This is a genomic window from Dickeya parazeae Ech586 (assembly GCF_000025065.1).
In the GTDB taxonomy this organism is placed as follows: domain Bacteria; phylum Pseudomonadota; class Gammaproteobacteria; order Enterobacterales; family Enterobacteriaceae; genus Dickeya; species Dickeya zeae.
Genome location: NC_013592.1, coordinates 942188 through 959955 on the forward strand (window position 1 = coordinate 942188; position 17768 = coordinate 959955).

A 17768-nucleotide genomic window follows, 5' to 3' on the forward strand; every position below is an offset into this window, starting at 1 on the left:
TCAGTTCCTTGCTGGTACGGCATGAATGTATTTTCTGAACAGCCTGCGGGTACCGTAAATCGGGCCGACGCCCAACACCGCATAGACCACTTTAACCAGAAATTGCGACAGAATCATCGTGCGGATCACGTCAAAACTCAGCACATTATAAAACGCGATGGTGCAGAAAATCACACTGTCGACGGCCGAGGCGGTAACGGTACTGGTGATCACGCGGATAAACAGATAACGCGACTTGGTCATTATCTTGATTTTGTGCAGCACCCAGGCGTTGATGTTTTCGGAAATCAGGTAAGCCAGCGATGAGGCCACCAACACTGACATGATGCTTTCGGTAATACTATTGTACGTTTTTCCTAATTCCCATTCGGGTAAGCTGGGAATGAGGCTGGTGCACCACAGGCTGATGACGAAGAATACGTTGGAGAAAAACGCGACATAAATGGTGCGCCGTGCGAGACGTAACCCATAGAACTCATTGAGAATATCTACCAGTATGAAGGTGAACGGGTAGATAAATATTGCGGTTGGAACCACCATGTTCAGCGAAGGAATAAAAATGGGTTTGGAACCGGCAACATTGGAAAAAATGTAGATAACGCTCAACATGACCGTGATCAGAAGATAGGCATACCAGGAGCGTTCATTTCTGTCGCTGAGATCGTAGGCGGTAGTAATGTCTTTGCCGGCATAGAGTTTTTTGTACAATGCATTGAGTTCGTGTCGGCTCAGGTCATCGGAAATTTCGCTGTCGACCAGTTCCTTGAGATCCATATGGATCATCTTACCGGTCGATAGCACCATGATATTGGCGGATAACTCACCACTGTGGTTGAACCCCAGCAGCTTGAATTTCTTGTTGGCATCCATTTATATCCTTTCCTCTATGATATATCCCAGCAGGATGGTGTCCTCCGGGCGTCTTTTGTCTGCCACTGCTGCCGGGTTGGGGATGTCGACGAAAAATCCCACATCAGGAGCATGGTAGAGTATCGGCGTATTTGGCATCAGCGCAGGTGGTCGCCGCAGAAGCAACAACGCGCCGGGATGGAACGCATCGCCAATCGGCGACTCCACCTGTACCGCCACCATGTTGGCTTCTTCTCCGAAGAACCAGGTCAAGGGATACTGGACCGCTAACTGACCAATCTTGTTCTGTCGAACCGATAGCAGTTGTGACTGTGGGATGACAGGGATCGCCGCCGGGTTTTTGTTACCGTCAAATGAAACGGTATTGTTCAGCTGTTCCACCTTTTCCAGATCGTAATCTTCGATTTCTTCACAGGACACGCCGAAGAAATCGGAAATGCGATTGATGGTGGATTGCTGAACCTTGTTGACCCTACCTTCAAGAATTTTGTAGATAGTGGTACGCGTTACCCCGGTACGATTAGAAAATGAGGCTTTGGTTTCACCTCGGGTACGCATCAGATATTCAATATTTTTAATGATATTAGTTTTGCGCTGAGCATTCGTTGTTTTCATGGTCATCCCTTCTCAGGTCAGTTCTCAGACAGGTTCATCTTACGATAACGCGTTAGTTTCACCTATCCCTGTCAGGCAGAAAAATATCAGTTAATCAGGACTGTCACGCCGGATGCAGACTGAAGAAAACGCATGAAAGAGCATGGATTTATTCAATAGATTGGTGGTTGTTGTAATACGGCTATTAAAAATAGACATTAAAGATCATAAAGTGTCTATTAATGTGTTGACTTGTCTTTTTTTATTGCTATAAAGTTTAGATAAATTAATTAATCTGTGTCATGCAGATAACTCAATATAAGTATTATATATAGTTAGTATGCTAATTGATTGTTGATGGCGTCCCTGACGCAGACAGTCGTGCATCCGACACCAGGGAACCGAGACGGATGCTTTACCACGGTGGAGTGACAGGAGATATACCGTTTCTCGCCTTTCAGAACGCTGCACAACTGTGCAGCGTTTTTGTTTTGTGGGTCTGCCCTGGCTTGTGCTATTCATTCAGCGTTGTATGGGTGGCAGCGGTGCGAAGACGGGGACTATCGGGATCATAGTTGTCGATTCTGTTATCAAGGGACTTCATGCGGGCAATTGGCGGTATAATTCGGTGTAAATGGGTTAATTTTATTAAAAATCAATGTGCTACCTCAGTGAATATTTGAATAACACCCTGACGTGGTTTTTCGCTATGATGCATTTCTCTCAAACCTGTACCTGATAGGCGCTATGGAACGTTTTCTGGAAAATACGATGTACGCTGCACGGTGGCTGCTGGCTCCGGTTTATCTGGGGTTGTCGCTGGGATTACTGGCGCTGGCCATCAAGTTCTTTGAAGAGATCTGGCTGGTCCTGCCGAACATTTTCTCGATTGCGGAATCCGATTTGATTCTGACGCTGTTGTCGCTGGTGGACATGACGCTGGTAGGTGGGCTGCTGGTGATGGTGATGTTTTCCGGCTATGAAAACTTTGTGTCGGCGCTGGATATCGGCGAGGACAAGGAAAAATTAAACTGGCTGGGGAAGATGGACGCCAGTTCGCTGAAAAACAAGGTGGCGGCATCGATCGTGGCGATATCATCTATTCACCTGCTGCGGGTGTTTATGGACGCTAAAAACGTGCCGGACAACAAGCTGATGTGGTATGTGATTATCCACCTGACCTTTGTGTTGTCTGCTTTTGTGATGGGGTATCTGGACTGGCTGTCCCGCCATGATCATCATGCTCATCACGGTGCTGAAAAAGCGCATGATAAGCATTGATCGCCCGAGTTGATGGACAGGAAGCGCCCCCGATAATCGGGGGCGTTTTTTTATGGTTGGAACAGGGATATTACTCAGAGTGCGATGACATCCACCAGGCAACTCATGGCGTTAGGGCCTTGTGTGAGCGGTGATGACCCCATATCGCGGGTCAGCACGTTGGCATTGCCAGACTGCTCCACGTCGTGCCATTGCGCCTGACCGAAACCGGGCTCAAACCAGGCACCGGTCGCCATGATCACCACACCCGGTGTGACGCCATCGGTCACGTCCACTCCAGCGTAGATGCGCCCACGCTCGTTGCGTACTTCCACCCGCTCGCCGTGGCGAATGCCGCGAGCCGCCGCATCCTGCGGATGCATGTACAGGGTTTCATGCCCGGCGGTTTTGTTCGCGTTAACCTGCGGCGTGCTGCCGAGCTGGCTGTGCAGCCGATCAGCTGGCTGGATAGAGATAAAATGCAACGGCCAGCGTTGTGTGGCTTCCGCTCCCAGCCATTCTACCGGCGGCTGCCACTGCGGATGTGGGGCGAAATCCGGGTAACGGTAATCGGCGATGGTACTGCTGAATAGCTCGATTTTGCCGCTGGGCGTGTTGAGTGGGTGTTTCACCGGGTCGTGGCGGAATTCTTCGAAAAACACGAACGGTTGCTCGTCCATCGGGATATCCACGTAGCCCTGTTGCCAGAAACCGTCGAAGTCAGGCCACGCGTTGCCGACACTGCCCTGACGCTCGCGGCAGTTGAGGTACATCGTTTCCAGCCATTGCCGCTCGGTACGGCCACCCTGGGTGAAGGCGTCGCCATAGCCTAAACGCTCGGCCAGTTCGCTGAAAATGTCGTAGTCGTGGCGAGCCTGATGCTGTGGTGCAATCGCCTGATGCATGGCGAACACGAAACGATCCCGTGAGGAGCCGCCTATATCGTTTCTTTCCAGCGAGGTGGTGACAGGCAGCACAATGTCGGCCATCTGCGCGGCGGCGGTCCAGACGATATCCTGCACGATAACGGTATCCGGGCGCTGCCAGCCTTCAACCAGCCGGTTAAGCTGCTGGTGATGGTGGAATGGGTTACCACCGGCCCAGTGGATCAGATGGATATCGGGATAAGTGCGTTGCTCACCGCAAAACGTATAGGGCTTGCCGGGGTTCAGCAGCATGTCGGCGATACGTGCGACCGGAATCGACTGGCCGGGATTGGGGACGGAGGGCGACGCGGGCGCGGGGGATGTCATGCGCTCGTTACCGACGCTGTTCATCGAGCCGTGACCAAACGAGAAACCGCCACCCGGTAAACCCACCTGCCCGAGCATCGCCGACAGTGCGATCATCATCCAGTAAGGTTGTTCGCCACGATGGGCGCGTTGCACCGAGTAAGAACAGGTCATAAAACTGCGTACACCGATCAACTGTTGCGCCAGTTTTTCGATACGTGCAGCCGGGATACCGGTGATAGCACTGGCCCATACCGGTGTTTTGGCAATACCGTCGCTGTGACCGTTGAGATAGTCGCGCAGTTGTGCGTAACCGACGCAATGATGCTCCAGAAAGTCACGGTCTTGCGCTTCCCGTCGCTGTATCTCGTAGCCCAGCGCCAGCATCAATGCTACGTCGGTATTCGGGCGAATAGGAATCCACTCCGCGTTGACGAACGCCGGGCAGTCATCTCGCATGGGGCTGATATTGATAACCGGAATGCCGCGCGCCACCAGTTTCTCCAGCGCCGGTTTTAGTGTGTGATGCCCGGCACCGCCGGAAGCGACCTGGGCGTTCTTTAGCGCCAGCCCGCCGAAGGCAATGAACAGTTCGCAGTGATCCGCCACGCTACGCCATTCGGTGACTTTGCCGGTGAGCGGGTGGAAGGTGCCTATTACATACGGCAGGAAGAATTGTGCTGCTCCCCAGCTGTAGTTGCCGGTCTGGTCTACCGCGCCGCCGCCGGAGAAATAGAAACGTCGAACCTGAGAACGGGCATGATGAAAGCGCCCGGCGGACGACCAGCCATATGACCCGGCGAACAGACCGTCAGCGCCGTAACGATCGCGTACCCGGCGGTTTTCTTCCGCCACCAGATCCAGCGCGAGGTCCCAGTCCACTTCGACGAACGGTTCTTTACCACGCAGCGTACGATCGCTGTTTTCTCGTTTTTCCAGCCAGGAGCGGCGCACCGCCGGTTTGCGAATACGTTTGTCGGAATAGACTAGCGGTACGATGGAGTCGAGCATGGGCGACGGGTCCGGGTCATCAGCAAACGGTTCGCAGCGGATAAGCCTGCCGTCTTCAACAACAGCGGTGAACGCGCCCCAATGGGCAAGGTGTGGATAACGCCTGATTGTCATAACGTCCTCGGTAAATTGGCTGGATGCCGTGCAGGCTGGCGGTAACGCGCCAGGCAGTATTCCCTGAAAGATACTGCTGATAATGCTATGGTTTGTTATCTATTTGGCTGATCATCATACAAGCCTGCTACATGACAGGCCAGTCAGTCCTTATGCCAATCGGGCATGTGTTATGCCGGGCGATCGCGGTGTATTTTTCAGACTGTGATACAGTCTGACGGTGTGTAATCTCATAAAGCGACGACCGATGCACCGACTTCCCCCTCTGCCTGCGTTGCGCGCGTTTCTGGCTGCCTGTCGGGCAGGCAGTTATAGCGCAGCGGCTGAAGAATTGAATGTTACCCACGGCGCTATCAGCCGACAGATTCGTATTCTGGAAACCTGGTTAGGGCAGACGCTGTTTGTCCGATCCGGCCAGTGCATGGTGCCGACGTTGCATGCGCAGGCATTCGCCAAGGAGATGAATGACGTACTGGGGGTAATGGATGAGGCGGCCCGCCGCTATGGCCGCGGTGAGGCAACCCAGCTCTTGCGTATCAGCGCACCGGCGACCTTTACCATGCGCTGGCTGGCGCCGCGACTACCGGCGTTTTATCAGGCTAATCCTGGAACGCTTATCCAGATCCATACCGCAACGACCCAACAACTGGCGGTGACCAGCGGCTTTGATCTGGTAATTCGTCTTGGGGTGTTTAACAGCGATCGTTTCAGTGCGCTGCCATTTATGCAGGAACATTATACCTTGCTGGCCGCCCCTTCATTGCTGACACGCCAGCCGCTCTCGGTGCTGGGTGATGTGGTCAACCATACGCTGCTGGATACCGAAACGCGCCCCGGCTTTTGGTCACAGTTGTTTGACGTGGGCGGGTTAGTAGACCCCGGTACGCTTAGCTGGCTGCGTTTTGATCATTTCTACGTCACGTATGCGGCGTTGATTGATGGGTTGGGCATTGGGCCGGGTCCGCTGCCGTTACTGGCGCGCGATGTGGCGCTCGGCAGACTGGTGGCCCCCTTGCCGGCGCTGCGTATCGCCGAGCGTACCTATTATTTACTGACGCCTGCGGGGCTGGCGAAAACCCGGCTGCATCACTGCTTTGAGCAGTGGTTATTGGAACAGGCGGGCAATGAAGAGGCCGTCTGACTGACACCACTCACCTCGACAGACACCACACACATTATTGTCATGCACCCGCGTTAATGTGGATACATGACCGAATCCGTACACGGCTGAGTCAGAAAGAGGTACGCCATGAATTATGTGCAGGAAATGCGTCAGTTGATCGGGCATCGTCCGCTACTGCTGGCAGGTTCTAACGTGATTTTGCTAAACACGCGTGGGCAGGTGCTGTTGCAGCATCGTCTGGAAGGTGTGTGGGGGTTGCCCGGCGGGCTGTTGGAACTGGGGGAGTCGCTGGAAGAGGCGGCGATTCGCGAAGTACGTGAAGAAACCGGGCTGCAACTCAATACGCTTGATTTTCTGAACATGTTTTCCGGCCCCGACCACTTCTTCACTTTGCCCAATCAGGATCAGATCTATGTACTGACGGCCTTGTATGTGTGCCGCGACTGGCAAGGCGATATTGTCGTGGATACAACCGAGTCGCGTGACGTGCGCTTTTTCGATTTTCAGGCGTTGCCGACATTGGGTGACGAGTATCGCGAATACCTCGATTATTTTTTGTCGCTACCGTCGTCGCGCTAGTGCGCAGGCAACGTTTCCCATAGCAGTGAGAGACCGGCTATCAGCATCATACTATCCACCAGCCGGTTAAATAGGGTGTCGGACAGGCGCAGTACGAAGCGTTTGCCGATGTATACCCCCGCGACCTGTGTTAACCCGACCAGCACCCCGGCCAACAGCACTGACCACGGTAGTGCGCCTATCACCCCGAAGGTGGCGGCTTTGGTCAGATAGATAACCAGCGAAGCCGCAGACTCGGTGGCCAGCAGTGCGCCTTTCAGCAAGCCGTAACCGGCGAACAACGGGATCGTCAGTGGACCGGTGGAAAAGACGACGCCGGTAAGAAAACCGACTACACCGCCCGCCATCGCCAACTGACTGTTGTTGAGTATGAAAGCACGTCGGTGGGCCAGGTGACGTAGTGGAATCAGCAACAGGAAGAACAGGCCGATACACAGGCTCGACAGACGTACCGGCATCACCCACAGCAGGCTGGCGCCAATGACCGATGCTGGAACGCCCGGCAGGCAGTAATAACCCAGCGCTCGTAAATTGATGGCCTTACGCCATAGGATAACCTTGGAAATATTACTCATGGTGGCGGCGATCGCCATGATTGGCACGGCGGCCTGTGGGCTGAATGCCCACGCCAGCGCAGGCAGCAGAATGATAGAGCCTCCGGTGCCGACAATGCCGCTGACACTGCCCGCGAACAGACCGAGAATAAGGATCAGGATGTCGCTCATAGATGACCTCTGCGTAAGGATTATTGTGTTTGAGGTGAGCATACCTGTGTGAAAAGTGAATATCTCTGCCGAAAAAATCACACTTATGTGAGTTAAAGTCACACATCGGTTGATGCAAGGGTAAAGGCGGCAAACGCCTTGACAGCCAATCTTCTGCTCGCATAGGGTGGAAACGGCAGGCGCGATGGACCGATAGTGCCCAGCCAGTCGACGCCGTGGCGACTTTACACACAGCCTGACGTCTTCGTAACGAGAATAATAAAATAAGGTGCTGCAACATGAGTCTGACGACGTATCTGGGTAAGCAGGTGCTGGGGGTGCTGGCCTGTTACCAACAAGGAAATGTAGTAATTCATATCTGTGGGGTGTATCCGCGTGCGGATAACAGTTTGCGAGTGTTCTTCCCGAAAGGACATGACCTGACGGTGGGGACGCTGGCGACGGTACATCTCGATAATCGCACCGGTGTTGATGAGTTCGATGCCAATATTTCGGTCTACCGTGCATCGTACAAGGGCCGTGTGGTCAGCGTGGATGAAGATTGGGTCATTCTGGCACCGCGCGAATGCCAGTTGTTGCACGGTTTCACCCCGGTAGTGGATATTCGTGAACCGGGTTACGTGTTCCCAACTGATCATCGCCCGGAGCGGCCGGTGCCCTGGACGGCGATGACGTCACTGCCTGATACCGAGCGTAAAGACTTTACCAATAAAGTCGGCGTATTGGTGACGATGGCCGAAGAGCAGCCGCATACCACGGTGTTGGCGTTTCTCTCCTCGGTCGAGGACGATATTTTCCTGATTACCTTCCCGGAAACCTTCAAATCCCAATTACTTAAACGCAACCCACATTGTTTCTTCGCGATGGATGAGCGCTCGCACTATACCTTTGAACGTTCAATCGAGTGGAATTACACCCTGATTGAAGGTGATGCGCATCTAATTGACCCGACAACACCGTTGTTTGAAGAAGTGCGCCATGCGTTCATCAATAAAAACCCATGGGAAATGGCGTTCTTTCTGCGCCCGAATCTGGAGATGTATCACATCAAGAGCCGACAATTGGTGTGTCCGGGGTCTCGTCAGTCTATTGAATCTGCGTGATAGAGCACCACACGAGTACAAGATGATATATCAATTAGCGCCCTGACATTGCAGGGCGTTATTATATTTCGAATTTGAAATAGCAATAATCAAAATGCTATTTCTATTATTTTTTTATTATTGTTGAGATTGATTAATGCTACTGGTAGTAAGGTGTAATTTTTTAATTTCTGGTCGGCGTTAGTTTATTTACACCGATCTTCATTGTTATATAACGGTATTTCTTAAAGTGTTACTCGCGATGCTGTCGGCTTATTATCAATAATGATGTAGCGTTGCTAATGATAGGAAGTGATTGATGAATAGAGAAAAAAAGAAGATGAGTCAGAATCTGCACTGACCCCGTTATCTTCCGTAGTGATAACGGGACAGCGATGGAGATGATTATTTAAAATCTACTGCCATCAGTTCCGGTACGCTGGAATGACGGGTCGTTTCCACACACTTACCCACGTATTCGGTAAAGCGCGGTGGGGTTTTCATGCCCAGTTGCAGCAGTTTACGGTTGCTGAATTTCACATTTAACTGGGCGAATGAGCCATAAAGACGCATAGCGCGCAGCATCAGACGTTCATTGCAGGGGCCGTACAGCTCGCTAAAGCTGCTGCGCAGTTTGATCAGATCAGGATAACTGACCTGACGGTAGGCTTCGCCCATCGGTGGACGTGCTGCTGCCTGCGCCATCGCTTCATCGACCTCGTTGAAACTGACGCTGGAGGCTTCGCCTGCGGAAATATGGTAGATATCGTTAACGGCCTGTTCTGAATGCATCAGCAGCAGGATCGCGTCGGCACAGAAATCCACCGGAATAACGTCGATTTTGTCATCCAGTGAACACATGAATTTCTTGAGTTTCATCGCCATTTCGAACACCCAGTAAATGCTGCTCGAAGGTTTACAGCCCAGACGTGAATGGCCGACGATGATGGATGGACGCACAATCAGCAACGGCATAGCCGGGCAGTGCTCACGCATCAGGTTTTCGATGGTTGCTTTGGACAGCGTGTATTCGACGATGTGCGATTTTTCCGTATCCAGATGGCCGCATTCTTCCACCACCTGATCCTGCTCCGGAACGCACGACATTGCTGTGCCGATCTGGATGAATTTTTGCAGTGAGGCAACCTGGCTCATTCGTTTGGCGAATGCCAGCGTGCCTTCCACATTAACTTTCCAAATCAATGGGTTATTACCAAATGAGGCAATCGCCGCACTGTTGATGACATGGGTGATACTGTCCAGTACCGGGTTCTGTAGAAAAGACTCTGGTTCAGCCAGGTCGCCAACGATAATATTGTCTGCAGTTAAACGAGATAATACCGATTCTGGAATATCAAATTTACGCAGATTATTGAGAATTCGTTTAAGTCCATCCTGCTGCGTTTCAGCTCTGACCAGCATAAATATATTTTCGATCTGCTTGTCCTGTAACGCTTTTTCCATAACAGCACCGCCAAGGAAACCTGTGGCCCCGGTGATAAATACTTTTTTCATGACGTGTAACCCTGATTAATTGTCAAAAAGGCCAAAAGCGAGTGCTGTCTGAATAATGCTCAGGAGCAGCGCGGCTATTCTATTTCAGTCAGTTTTATATTTTCAATTTGCCAGACACTTTTTCTTATGTTGTTGTCGTTCCGTTTAGCTTTTTGTGCTCTTGATATTTTACTTAAGATGTTATTTCTCTGACTTTTATGCCATACGCGACCTGTAAAAATGAAAACGAGCCTGCCTGGTCGACGTATCAAGTCATCATCGAGGAAGGAGGGGAAAATGGATTGGCGCACTTGTCATCCAGTGGAGATAACTATCACCGGATAGCCACGGATAATACAATAACATGACGGCGTCAGCATCGTTTTTCCAGCGCGAACCTCAACGGTATCCGGTATTCTCGTCAGCGCCTGCCTGCTGGCGCCGACGAGAATCTGACACTGACGAGAATATAGACGAGAGCCAGGATTAGAACGTATAGGTAACGGCAACGGTGCCTTCACCCTGATCGGCGCGAAACACGATAGGGCTGTCTGAGGCTTTATCGTTCAGATGGGTATAGCTGCCGCTGAGTAGCGTGGTCCAGTGCGGATCGAACTGATGTGACCAGAACAGCGAGACAGACTGTCCATATAAGCCACTGCCTGCCTGATAGACGCGGTAACCCGAGTTCTGGCTCTGCTGCTGGTTGACGCCGTAAAACAGGTTGTTATTGCGTGCGTCGCCGAACAGTAATATGCCCTGAGCGCCCAGTGTGTCTGACTTATCCTGAAACAGGATGCTGGTCAGCGACGTCTGGTATTGCACGCCCTGACTGTCGGTTAACGGCAGCGTTGCCTTCGCCTCCACTGACCATCGGTCGTTAAATTGCCAGCCGATCGCCACCGCGGTATTCAGTACGCCATCAATTTTTCCCATACCGCGTAATTTGTCGGAGCCGGCGCGGAAAGTGGATTTTTTGTCGGTTCGTCCTGGGTTGTAGCCTAACGTGTGCTCAAGATAAAACTGGCCGAATTGCAGGTCATAGCCCGCCCCTTTGGCCGTATCGAAAAAGAAAGCCCCCTGACGAGCCTGAATCACCGGCAGCAGATTCCAGGCTTGCTCATCCGAACCGCTGTAGCGCGGCGCATTGTGAGCGGCAAGGCCGACAGTCACGCCATCTTGTTGATCTGGCGTGGTATCGTCCGCCCAACTGGTGTTGCTGGCGGCAAAGAAAAGAGTAGCTATGTAAAAAGGGATATGTCGCACTATCATCCTGTCTGAACTCCTTAAAACGGGAACGTGATGTTGCCTTGTCGTGGTGCTTTATTCTGGCGCTTTTGTGCTTCCTTGCACTAAGTGTCGAAGTATACACATTAGCGTCAATACCCCGTCGGTAAATGATGAAGAAATTATCAAGAGGCCATGATGAGTCTGAAACGCATTCTGATAATCGAAGATGACACGGATGCTGCCAGCGTGCTGGAAGCATACCTGAAACGTGATAATTTTCAGGTACTGCTGGCAGGTGATGGCGTTGGCGGGCTGGAAATGGCGTTGCGAGTAAAGCCTGATCTGATCCTGCTCGACGTGATGCTGCCGGGCCTGAACGGAACCGAGGTGTTGGCGGCTTTACGTCGCAAAAGCGATGTCCCGGTGATCATGGTTACCGCGATGGGGGATGACACCGACAAGATTGGCGCGTTGCGCTACGGTGCCGATGACTACGTCACTAAACCCTATCACCCCGGTGAGGTGGTCGCGCGGGTACAGGCCGTACTACGGCGTACTAGCGGCGTGATGACGCCAGGTCGGACGCTGAGTTTTGGCCCGTTGGTGGTCGATCAGGATGCGATGCTGGCGGCGGTGACTGACACACAAGGGCACAGTCAGCCGCTGGAGCTGACGCCAACCGAGTTTAGCCTGCTGACGACCCTGTTGCGGGCTCAGACCCGCGCTTTTTCCCGTCAGGAACTGCTGGAGGCCTGCCTGCCCGAGAGCGACGCGCTGGAGCGGGTGGTGGATACACACATTTATAATCTGCGCAAAAAACTCGAAGCGGTGGGTATTAGCGGGGTGCTGCTGACGGTTCGCGCGGTAGGTTACCGGTTTCGTCAGCCATGAAAAATATGCCTCCTCTTTCGCTGTGGCGCTGGCTGTGCCTGCGGATTCTCTCGTTGGCGATTGGTACCGTGGTACTGATCGCTACCTGTATGTGGCTGCGCTTTATTGTCTGGAGCCTGTGGGTAGTACACAGTATGCCGGAAGCTGTGCGTAACGAATTCGAAATATTACGTGCTAATCCTGAGCTGAACCGTACCCGTTACTACCACATTCTGGAGACCTGGTACGGCCCCAAACTATTCGACCTCTCTATTGCCTCTGAAGATTGGTTGATCTTGGGGGTATTAGTGTTGGTTGCTATCCCACTGATTGTGATGTTGGGTCTATGGGCGGCGAGGCCATTGTCGGTGCAGTTCAGTCAACTGGCTGTGGCGGCACGCGAGGTAGCGCGTGGACAGTTTTCCACACGCGCCAGAATGGTGCCGGGTGCCCCCGCCGAGTTGACCTTGCTGACCCGTGACTTTAACGCCATGACCGCACAACTTGAGCGCTACGAGCGTGAGTTGCATGCCTCACATGTGGCGATGGCGCATGAGCTGCGCTCACCGTTGACGGCCGCGATGGGGCGGTTGCAGGGAATGCTGGATGGTGTGTTCCCACCGGATACCCGGCAGTTGCAAATGGTGATGAACCAGATGCTCAACCTTAACCGACTGATTGAAGACCTGCATTTGCTCTCGATGGCCAGCGCAGGACAACTGGCTATCGACAAAACCCGACTGAACCCGGTGGAGCTGCTGCGCGACCGTATCGCCTGGCTGAAACCCAATGCGGAGGCGGCCGGTTTCTCGGTGACATTACATGCCGATGAGGAAGGGTATTGCCTGGCAGATCCGATCCGGTTGGGCCAGGTCTTTACCATTCTGATGGATAACGCTCTGCGCTATGCGGTGGAAGGGAAGACACAGCGGATTGACGTTGTACGCCAGCAGGACCGATGGCGGATCCAGTTTCGCGACTACGGGCCCGGCGTCAGTGACGCCTTTCTGCCGCATATTTTTGAGCGTTTTTCCCGGGCGGATACCTCGCGGGCGCGTCATTCCGGCGGTAGCGGACTGGGGTTGTCCATCGCCGAAGCGATTTGTGGCGCGCTTGGCGGCAGCCTGACAGCGGAAAACCATCCGCAGGGGGGAATGTGTTTTACCCTTGAGTTGCCGGTGGCGTGAGATTGGGAAGCGTATCGCCTGAGATAATGTCGGTTTTTCAGCTACCTTGATGGTTTCTTGATAAAGCGTGGAAACAATCTGGAAATGTATGTGGTGTAATGATCCGTAGCGGTTAACAGGAAATTATTATGACACAGACAGAGTCCATGCTTTGCGTTTTGCATCATTTGAGTTGTCACTGGCGCTGCGCTGTTCTTCGTGCCTGCGGTTTGTGTGGGGGATTACTGCTTATCAGTGTGTTATCCGGTTGTGATAATACCAGTAGTAAGGCCACGCCTGCGCCATTACGCCCGGTGCGTACCGTGACAGTCCAGCCGTCGGTGACTGGCGATGTCTTATCCCAGACCGGTGAGATCCGTCCGGCGGAAGAAACCGCGTTGGGGTTCCGTCTGGATGGTCGAATCATATCGCGTATGGTGGATGTCGGGTCGGAGGTAAAGGCCGGTGATGTGATAGCCACGCTGGATCCCCGCGACACGGATAACCAGTTGCAAAGCGCGAAGGCGGATTTGACCCGAGCAATAGCATCAGAGCGACTGGCAGAACAAAACCTCAACCGTATGAAGCAACTGGCGCCCAATGGCGCAATTTCCCGTGCACAACTCGATGAAGCACAGTCAAACTGGGCATCGGCGGTATCGGTACGTGAAAGTGCGCAAGCCAGCGTTAAAAGCGCTCAGGACCGCGTGGGGTATACCCGGCTATCTGCACCGGTCGCAGGCGTGATCACCTCGGTCAGCGCTAACGCCGGTCAGGTGGTGAATGCCGGTCAGGAGGTGGTGCGACTGGCCACGTTTACCGGTCGCGATGCGGTTTTCAATGTCTCTGAACGGTTGATTACCCGTGGTCTGACCGACCCGCAGGTGACTGTGTCTCTGTTGTCTAACCCCGCTATCAAAGCTCGTGGTGCTGTGCGAGATGTTAGCCCGCTGGCGGATGCGGAAACTCGTACCTGGCGGGTACGGGTTTCGCTCACCGAACCGCCGAAAGAAATGGTGCTGGGTGCCACGGTAGAGGGGGAAATCACGCTGCCCGGCAGTAGCGTGATTGTGTTGCCAGCGTCGGCGCTAACTCGCCAGGGAGATAACCCGGCGGTGTTTGTGGTTGAACCGCAGACGCAGGTGTTGCGGTTACAACCGATTACCTTGCGGCACTACAGCAAATCTCAGTTGGTGGTTGCCGGTGGCCTGGCGGCGGGGGACAAGGTGGTCACCGCTGGTGTGAGTAAACTGCGTGCGGGTGAGAAGGTCGCGCTGACGGAGGCGCAGTAATGTCATCAGGATTCAAGCAAAAGTGGAACCTTTCCGCCTGGGCGCTGGCCCATCAGCAACTGGTGGCATTTCTGATGCTGGTCGTTGTGGCTGCTGGTGTGATGAGCTATGAGCGCTTGCCGCGTAACGAAGACCCGGCGTTTACCATCAAAACGGCGGTGGTCTCTGCCAGTTGGCCCGGAGCCACCGTGCAGGATACCGTCAGCTTCGTGACCGATGTGCTGGAAAAGAAGCTGCAGGAAACGCCTTATCTTGATTTTACTGAAAGCTACAGCCGCGCCGGTGAGGTAGTGATATTCGTCAACCTGCGTGACAATACGCCGCCGTCTAACGTTAAGGATATCTGGTATACCGTCCGTAAAAAAATGAAGGATGTGGCTTCCAGTTTGCCTGATGGGGTGGCTGAACCAGCGGTTAACGATGAGTTTGACGATACGTTCGGCACCATTTACGGCTTTACCGCCGAGGGTTACTCGCCGCGCGAGCTGCGCGATAAGGTAGATGACATTCGTACCGAACTGCTCGCCACGCCGGATATCGGCAAAATCGAGGTATTGGGCGCGCAGGATGAGCAGATCGTAGTGGCGTTTTCACCCAGACAACTGGCAGGGATGGGGCTTTCCTTGCAACAGGTGACGGCGGCGTTGCAGGCACAGAATGCCGTCAGTCCGGCTGGCATCATTCGAACCAATAATGACAAGATAGCGCTTCGGGTCAGCGGCGCGTTTGTTTCCGAAGCGAGCCTGCGCGACGTGACGCTGCGTATTGGTAGCCGCTTCATCCCGTTGACCGACATCGCGACGATTCACCGTCAGGCGGCTGAGCCGCCCGCACCGGCGTTTCGCGTCAATGGACAACCCGCCATTGGGCTGGCGATTTCAATGGCATCGACCGGCAATATGCTGGATTTCGGTAACGCGCTGCGCAGCAAAATGGCGACGATCAGCGCGTCACTACCGTATGGGATTGAAGTCACCAACGTGGCGGATCAATCCTCGGTGGTGAAGTCGTCGGTCAACGGTTTTGTCCGGGTGCTGCTGGAGGCCGTCGTGATCGTGCTGGCGGTATCGTTCGTTTCGCTGGGTAGCCGCGCTGGTCTGGTGGTGGCGGCGTCGATACCGATTGTGCTGGCGATGACCTTCACCGGTATGGAGGTAGCAGGTATTGGCCTGCAGCGCATTTCACTCGGGGCGCTGATTATCGCGCTCGGGCTGTTAGTGGATGACGCCATGATCACGGTAGAGGCGATGGTGTCGAGCCTTGAGAAGGGGGAGGCCCGTGAACAGGCCGCTACCCGTGCTTATGACACCACCGCGTTTCCGATGCTTACCGGTACGCTGGTGATGATCGCAGGCTTCATTCCAGTGGGGTTTGCTGCATCCAGCGCCGGTGAGTACTGCTACTCGCTGTTTATTGTGGTGATGATGTCGCTCATCAGCTCCTGGGTGGTGGCTATTCTGTTCTCGCCACTGATTGGCGTCTGGTTGCTGCCGAAGGCGGTGAAAGCCCATCAACATAACGCCGGGTGGCTGTCGCGTATGTACGAGCGCTTGTTATCGACAGCGTTGCGCTATCGTGGACGAACACTGCTGCTGACGGTGGCGCTGCTGGCACTGGCCATCGTGGCTGCCGGTCGGCTGGAAGGCGAATTCTTCCCGGCCTCAGACCGGCCAGAACTGCTGGTCAGCCTGACGTTGCCGAATAATGCCTCTCAGGAAGCGACCAAACGAGAGGTGGTACGGCTGGAACAGTCGCTGAAAGGTGACCCGGACCTGGATCATTTTTCTACCTATGTGGGCTCCGGTGCCGTGCGTTTCTACCTGCCGATGGACGTGCTTTTAGAAAATGAAAATATCGCGCAACTGGTGCTGGTGGCTAAAGGGTTAAAAGAGCGCGATGCGCTGCGCGCCCGATTGGAGAAACGCCTGCAACAGGATTTCAGCCATTTGGTGACCCGCGTATCGCCGTTGGAGTTGGGGCCGCCGGTTGGCTGGCCGCTCAAGTATCGGGTGACTGGGCCAGATATCGGCAAGGTTCGCGAGTATGCTACCGGCCTGGCCGCGCTGATTGGCAACACCCCCGGTACACGGGAAGTGAACCTGACCGCCGGTGAACCAGAGCGTGCTATTCGCATTGACGTCAATCAGACGGAAGCGCGTGCGGTGGGCATCAGTTCACAGGATGTCGCCAGCGCGCTGGCGACCATTTTCTCCGGCACGACGGTAACCAGCGTGCGTGATCGTAACCGAATGGTGGGCGTGGTGGTGCGCGCCCGTAATGTGGAGCGTCGGGATCTGGATACGGTTGCCAGCTTGCAACTGCGTACTGCTAGCGGGCAGCAGGTGCCATTAGGGCAGATAGCCTCCATCGGGTATGGCATTGACGAACCGATCATCTGGCGTCACAAACGTATCCCCTTTATCACGGTGCAAACCGATCTCGCTCCTGGGGTTCGCGCTCAGGCATTGTCGGCGATGCTGGCACCGAAAGTGGCGGCGTATCAGGCGACATTACCATCGGGTTACCGTATCAAAGAAGGTGGTTCGGTAGCGGAGTCCAACAAGGGGAACAGTTCGGTATATCGGGTGTTGCCGGTAACGCTGCTGGTGATGTTGATATTGCTGATGGTGCAGTTGCAACGCTTCTCTCGCATGATGCTGGCTATGATGATGGCACCATTCGGGTTGATTGGCATCGTGGCGGCGATGCTGCCAACCGGTACGCCGATGGGGTTTGTCGCTTTACTCGGGGTTATCGCGTTGGCAGGGATGATCATCCGTAATGCGGTGATCCTGATAAGTGAGGTGGACACCAATACCGCCGCCGGTATGTCTGCCACTGAGGCGATTATCCACGCGGCTCGCCACCGCTCGCGCCCTATTCTGTTGACTGCCATGGCGGCGATTTTGGGGATGATCCCCATCTCCAGACAGGTATTTTGGGGACCCATGGCCTACGCCATTATAGGCGGGCTGATTGTCGCGACGTTGCTGACGCTGACGGTGCTACCGGCGGCGATCAGTCTGGTGATGCAGTGGGAGGCGCGCGCTAAATCGCGGCGATAACGCGTGGATAACGCGGGTAAGAGAGCCTGCTATCCGAATACGGCCCGGCATCAGTCACGAT

14 protein-coding genes are annotated in these 17768 nt (G+C 54.1%); 8 read left to right on the forward strand and 6 right to left on the reverse strand.

What is annotated here, in order from left to right; all coding sequences use genetic code 11:
• Nucleotides 1-870 (reverse strand): queuosine precursor transporter, encoded by an 870-nt coding sequence (locus tag DD586_RS04275; RefSeq protein ID WP_012883586.1) that lies wholly within the window; start codon nucleotides 868-870, stop codon nucleotides 1-3.
• Complete coding sequence (locus DD586_RS04280) at nucleotides 871-1485, reverse strand: helix-turn-helix domain-containing protein (RefSeq protein ID WP_012883587.1); 615 nt, start codon at nucleotides 1483-1485, stop codon at nucleotides 871-873.
• Nucleotides 1486-2211: 726 nt separating this feature from the next.
• Between DD586_RS04280 and DD586_RS04285 the strand changes: the two genes are divergently transcribed.
• Complete coding sequence (locus DD586_RS04285) at nucleotides 2212-2745, forward strand: TIGR00645 family protein (RefSeq protein ID WP_012883588.1); 534 nt, start codon at nucleotides 2212-2214, stop codon at nucleotides 2743-2745.
• Nucleotides 2746-2819: 74 nt separating this feature from the next.
• Here DD586_RS04285 and DD586_RS04290 read toward each other — a convergent pair whose 3' ends face one another.
• Complete coding sequence (locus DD586_RS04290) at nucleotides 2820-5081, reverse strand: molybdopterin-dependent oxidoreductase (protein ID WP_012883589.1); 2262 nt, start codon at nucleotides 5079-5081, stop codon at nucleotides 2820-2822.
• A gap of 247 nt (nucleotides 5082-5328) precedes the next feature.
• Here DD586_RS04290 and DD586_RS04295 point away from each other — a divergent pair, with 247 nt between their 5' ends.
• Together DD586_RS04295 and DD586_RS04300 are read left to right on the forward strand one after the other, a co-directional pair.
• Nucleotides 5329-6222: a LysR substrate-binding domain-containing protein gene (locus DD586_RS04295; RefSeq protein ID WP_012883590.1), complete on the forward strand. Its 894-nt coding sequence runs from the start codon at nucleotides 5329-5331 to the stop codon at nucleotides 6220-6222.
• Nucleotides 6223-6330: 108 nt separating this feature from the next.
• Nucleotides 6331-6783: an NUDIX domain-containing protein gene (locus DD586_RS04300; RefSeq protein WP_012883591.1), complete on the forward strand. Its 453-nt coding sequence runs from the start codon at nucleotides 6331-6333 to the stop codon at nucleotides 6781-6783.
• Here DD586_RS04300 and DD586_RS04305 read toward each other — a convergent pair.
• Nucleotides 6780-7508, reverse strand: a complete 729-nt coding sequence (locus tag DD586_RS04305) for a sulfite exporter TauE/SafE family protein (protein ID WP_012883592.1) — start codon at nucleotides 7506-7508, stop codon at nucleotides 6780-6782. The genes DD586_RS04300 and DD586_RS04305 overlap by 4 nt on opposite strands.
• A gap of 278 nt (nucleotides 7509-7786) precedes the next feature.
• Between DD586_RS04305 and DD586_RS04310 the strand changes: the two genes are divergently transcribed.
• Nucleotides 7787-8611, forward strand: coding sequence for a hypothetical protein (locus tag DD586_RS04310; RefSeq protein ID WP_012883593.1), 825 nt, complete (start codon nucleotides 7787-7789; stop codon nucleotides 8609-8611).
• Nucleotides 8612-8995: 384 nt separating this feature from the next.
• On the opposite strand, the gene DD586_RS04315 is transcribed toward DD586_RS04310, so the two are convergent.
• Both DD586_RS04315 and DD586_RS04320 read right to left on the reverse strand, forming a co-directional pair.
• Nucleotides 8996-10105: an SDR family oxidoreductase gene (locus tag DD586_RS04315; protein WP_012883594.1), complete on the reverse strand. Its 1110-nt coding sequence runs from the start codon at nucleotides 10103-10105 to the stop codon at nucleotides 8996-8998.
• Between the two features lie 465 nt (nucleotides 10106-10570).
• Nucleotides 10571-11356, reverse strand: coding sequence for a MipA/OmpV family protein (locus DD586_RS04320; protein ID WP_012883595.1), 786 nt, complete (start codon nucleotides 11354-11356; stop codon nucleotides 10571-10573).
• 153 nt (nucleotides 11357-11509) lie between these two features.
• Here DD586_RS04320 and DD586_RS04325 point away from each other — a divergent pair, with 153 nt between their 5' ends.
• The 4 genes from DD586_RS04325 (at nucleotide 11510) to DD586_RS04340 (ending at nucleotide 17707) form a co-directional block, all read left to right on the forward strand.
• Nucleotides 11510-12205, forward strand: coding sequence for a response regulator (locus DD586_RS04325; protein ID WP_012883596.1), 696 nt, complete (start codon nucleotides 11510-11512; stop codon nucleotides 12203-12205).
• Entirely contained in the window at nucleotides 12202-13371 is a 1170-nt protein-coding gene (locus DD586_RS04330; RefSeq protein WP_012883597.1) for a sensor histidine kinase, read from the forward strand. The genes DD586_RS04325 and DD586_RS04330 overlap by 4 nt, the downstream gene beginning before the upstream one ends.
• Nucleotides 13372-13499: 128 nt before the next feature.
• Nucleotides 13500-14642, forward strand: coding sequence for an efflux RND transporter periplasmic adaptor subunit (locus tag DD586_RS04335; protein ID WP_012883598.1), 1143 nt, complete (start codon nucleotides 13500-13502; stop codon nucleotides 14640-14642).
• Nucleotides 14642-17707 (forward strand): efflux RND transporter permease subunit, encoded by a 3066-nt coding sequence (locus tag DD586_RS04340; RefSeq protein ID WP_012883599.1) that lies wholly within the window; start codon nucleotides 14642-14644, stop codon nucleotides 17705-17707. The genes DD586_RS04335 and DD586_RS04340 overlap by 1 nt, the downstream gene beginning before the upstream one ends.
• The last annotated feature ends 61 nt before the right edge of the window (nucleotides 17708-17768 follow it).

Coding starts and splice junctions, on each gene's coding strand:
- DD586_RS04320 (WP_012883595.1), bottom strand. CDS start 11,356: ATGATAGTGCGACATATCCCTTTTTACATAGCTACTCTTTTCTTTGCC.
- DD586_RS04305 (WP_012883592.1), bottom strand. CDS start 7,508: ATGAGCGACATCCTGATCCTTATTCTCGGTCTGTTCGCGGGCAGTGTC.
- DD586_RS04325 (WP_012883596.1), top strand. CDS start 11,510: ATGAGTCTGAAACGCATTCTGATAATCGAAGATGACACGGATGCTGCC.
- DD586_RS04290 (WP_012883589.1), bottom strand. CDS start 5,081: ATGACAATCAGGCGTTATCCACACCTTGCCCATTGGGGCGCGTTCACC.
- DD586_RS04330 (WP_012883597.1), top strand. CDS start 12,202: ATGAAAAATATGCCTCCTCTTTCGCTGTGGCGCTGGCTGTGCCTGCGG.
- DD586_RS04310 (WP_012883593.1), top strand. CDS start 7,787: ATGAGTCTGACGACGTATCTGGGTAAGCAGGTGCTGGGGGTGCTGGCC.
- DD586_RS04315 (WP_012883594.1), bottom strand. CDS start 10,105: ATGAAAAAAGTATTTATCACCGGGGCCACAGGTTTCCTTGGCGGTGCT.
- DD586_RS04280 (WP_012883587.1), bottom strand. CDS start 1,485: ATGAAAACAACGAATGCTCAGCGCAAAACTAATATCATTAAAAATATT.
- DD586_RS04275 (WP_012883586.1), bottom strand. CDS start 870: ATGGATGCCAACAAGAAATTCAAGCTGCTGGGGTTCAACCACAGTGGT.
- DD586_RS04285 (WP_012883588.1), top strand. CDS start 2,212: ATGGAACGTTTTCTGGAAAATACGATGTACGCTGCACGGTGGCTGCTG.
- DD586_RS04335 (WP_012883598.1), top strand. CDS start 13,500: ATGACACAGACAGAGTCCATGCTTTGCGTTTTGCATCATTTGAGTTGT.
- DD586_RS04340 (WP_012883599.1), top strand. CDS start 14,642: ATGTCATCAGGATTCAAGCAAAAGTGGAACCTTTCCGCCTGGGCGCTG.
- DD586_RS04300 (WP_012883591.1), top strand. CDS start 6,331: ATGAATTATGTGCAGGAAATGCGTCAGTTGATCGGGCATCGTCCGCTA.
- DD586_RS04295 (WP_012883590.1), top strand. CDS start 5,329: ATGCACCGACTTCCCCCTCTGCCTGCGTTGCGCGCGTTTCTGGCTGCC.